This is a genomic window from Kitasatospora sp. NPDC004799, assembly GCF_040609095.1.
Lineage (GTDB): Bacteria > Actinomycetota > Actinomycetes > Streptomycetales > Streptomycetaceae > Kitasatospora.
Genome location: NZ_JBEXJK010000635.1, coordinates 1 through 3,020, shown reverse-complemented (window position 1 = coordinate 3,020; position 3,020 = coordinate 1). Strand labels below are relative to the sequence as shown.

Annotated in this window: 2 protein-coding genes; both read left to right on the top strand. The window is 74.1% G+C overall.

Annotated elements, in window-relative coordinates:
* On the top strand, positions 1–1,189 hold a 1,189-nt coding region (locus ABZW03_RS39215), incomplete at its 5' end, for a serine hydrolase domain-containing protein (protein ID WP_355269414.1).
* A 276-nt stretch (positions 1,190–1,465) separates the two neighbouring features.
* Positions 1,466–2,905 (top strand): serine hydrolase domain-containing protein, encoded by a 1,440-nt coding sequence (locus ABZW03_RS39210; RefSeq protein WP_355269412.1) that lies wholly within the window; start codon positions 1,466–1,468, stop codon positions 2,903–2,905.
* Positions 2,906–3,020 lie beyond the last annotated feature (115 nt).

The window sequence follows — 3,020 nt, the reverse complement described above, 5'->3', positions numbered from 1 at the left end:
GGGCGCCGGACCGGCCGTCGGCGCCGAGCCGGCCGCGCTCAGCGCGTCCGCCACCCCGACCGGCGGGCTGGTGCCGCTCACCCCGGAGGTGATGAACCGCCTGGACGGCGCGATCAAGCAGGTGATGGCCGAGGCCTCGATCCCCGGGGTGGTGGTCGGCTACACCAGCCCCGGCGGCAGCTACCAGCGCGCCTTCGGCGTCGCCGACAAGGCCACCGGGAGGCCGATGGACTCCGACCTGTACTTCCGGATCGGCAGCGTCACCAAGACCTTCACCACCACCGCCGTGCTGCGGCTGGTGGACCAGGGCAGGCTGAGCCTGGACGACCCGGTCTCCACGTACGTCCCGAACGTGCCCGGCGGCGACGGGATCACCCTGCGCCAGCTCGGCGAGATGCGCAGCGGCCTGTTCGACTACACCTGGGACGACGGCTTCCAGCAGGCCGCCGTCGGCGACCCGAGCCGCTCCTTCACCCCGGACGAGCTGCTCGCGTACGCCTTCAAGCACCCGCCGAAGTCCCCGCCGGACACCGCGTTCGACTACTGCAACACCAACCTGATCCTGCTCGGCCTGGTGCTCGAGAAGGTCAGCGGGCAGCCGGTGGGGGACGTCCTGAAGGCCCAGGTCTTCACCCCGGCCGGGCTGCCCAGGACGGTCCTCCCGACCGACGCGACCATCCCGGACCCGCACCCGCGCGGCTACACCAGGATCCCCGGGGCCGACACGGAGGTGGACGCCACCGACTTCAACCCGTCCTCGGGGTGGGCGTCCGACGCCGCCATCTCCACCCTCGCCGACCTCCGGACCTGGTCGAAGGCGCTGGCCACCGGCGAGCGGCTGCTCGAGCCCGCCACCCAGGCCGAGCGGCTGAAGGGGAAGTCCACCGGGGTCGAGGGGATCGACTACGGCTTCGGGGTGCTCGAGGTCCACGGGTGGGTCAGCCACCCCGGCACGACCCCCGGGTTCGCGGCCCTGACGGCCTACCTGCCGCAGGCCCGGGCCAGTCTGGTACTCCTGCTCAACACCGATGTCCCCCACGGCAGTTCGGATCTCACGACGCTGCTCGCGGAGGCCGTCACGAAGATCGTCCTGCCGAACGACGTCTTCACCCTCCCGCCCCGGCCGCAACAGCAGGCCCCGGAGTCCTCGCCCTCGACCGGCGACACCGGCTCGGCGCGCGCGCTCTGAGGCGCCGTCGGGCCTCCCCGCCCGGCACCTGCTCCGGGTACCGGCCGGGCACCTGCTCGGGGTACCGGCGGCCCGGCCGCCAGCCGGGCGGGGCACTCGGCTGACCGTGCTCCCGTTCGGTCCAGCCCGGCGCCGACCCGCGCGCGGCCCCGGCACGGCGGTGCTTACGGTGGCGACGCTCCCCACGGCCCCGTGGAGCAGCGCTCCGGCCCGGCCGGGCAGCGCTCCGGGGCCCATCGCCAAGGGGCCGTCCGCCCCAGAGAGGCCCCGCCACCGATGACCGACACCCGACGGCCGCACCCGGCCGTTCCCCGCTCCGTCCGGGTGGCCTCCGCCGCCCTCGCACTGACCGGCCTGCTCGCCGTCCCCGCCTGCTCCGGCGGCTCGGCGCCCGCGCGGCAGGCCGGCCCGGCGGTGACCGCAGAACCGGCCGCGCTCAGCCCGACCGCCACACCGACCGGCACGCCGACCGGCAGCCCCTCCGGCAGCGTGGTGCCGCTCACCCCGGAGGTCACCGGCCGGCTGGACGGCGCGATCAAGCAGGTGATGAGCGAGGTCTCCATCCCCGGGGTGATCGTCGACTACTCCACCCCCGACGGCAGCTACCAGCGCGCCTTCGGCGTCGCCGACAAGGCCACCGGGACGGCGATGTCCCCCGACCTGTACATGCGGATCGGCAGCGTCACCAAGACCTTCACCACCACCGCCGTGCTGCGGCTGGTGGACCAGGGCAAGCTGCGCCTGGACGACCCGGTCTCGAAGTACGTCCCCAAGGTGCCCGGCGGCGACGGGATCACCCTGCGCCAGCTCGGCGAGATGCGCAGCGGCCTGTACAACTACACCCTGGACCCGGACTTCCAGCAGGCGCTGTTCAAGGACCCGAACCGCCCGTTCACCCCGGAGGAGCTGCTCGCGTACGCGTTCGAGCACCCGGCGAACTTCGCGCCGGACACCGAGTTCGAGTACTCCAACACCAACCTGATCCTGCTCGGCCTGGTCGTCGAGAAGGTCGGCGGGCTGCCGCTGCACGACTACCTGAAGCAGCAGGTGTTCGCCCCGGCCGGCCTCGGCCGGACGAGCCTGCCGACCGACGCGGCCTTCCCGGACCCGCACGCCCACGGCTACACCAACCAGACGCTCAGCGGCGCGGTCGAGGACTCCACCACCTGGAACCCGTCCTGGGGCTGGGCGGCCGGCGCCGCCATCTCCACCCGCGCCGACCTCCGGACCTGGTCGAAGACGCTGGCCACCGGCGAGCCGCTGATCAAGCCCGCCACCCAGGCGGAGCGGCTGAAGACCAAGGCCGTCGGATCGAGCCCCGACCTCGGCTACGGCTTCGGGGTGTTCACCACGCACGGGTGGATCGGCCACAACGGCTCGCTGCCCGGGTACGAGAGCGTGGTGCTCTACCTGCCGCAGGCGAAGGCGAGCCTGGCCATCCTGCTCAACACCGACATCCTGCACGACGAGTCGGAGCCCTCGACCTTCCTGGCGCGGGCGATCACCCGGATCGTCTCGCCGAACAACGTCTACACGCTGCCCACCCCGCCCGGCTCGGGCTCGCCGACGGCGTCCGGCTCGGCTTCCCCGTCGTACCCGTCGCGTTCCCCGTCGGCCTCCCCGTCGGCCTCCCCGTCGCCGACGATGTCGCTCTCACCGGTCTCGCCCACGCCGTCGGTCTCGCCCACCGGCAGCGCGACGCTGCACGTCTCCTGACCGAACCCACGCCCCGGCGACGCGCGAGGCCCGACCCGGCGGCCCCCGCGCCGGGCGGCCGCCGGGCGGGCGGGCCCCCCGGGCCGACACCCCCAACGCCGCGCCGGTGGGCGCG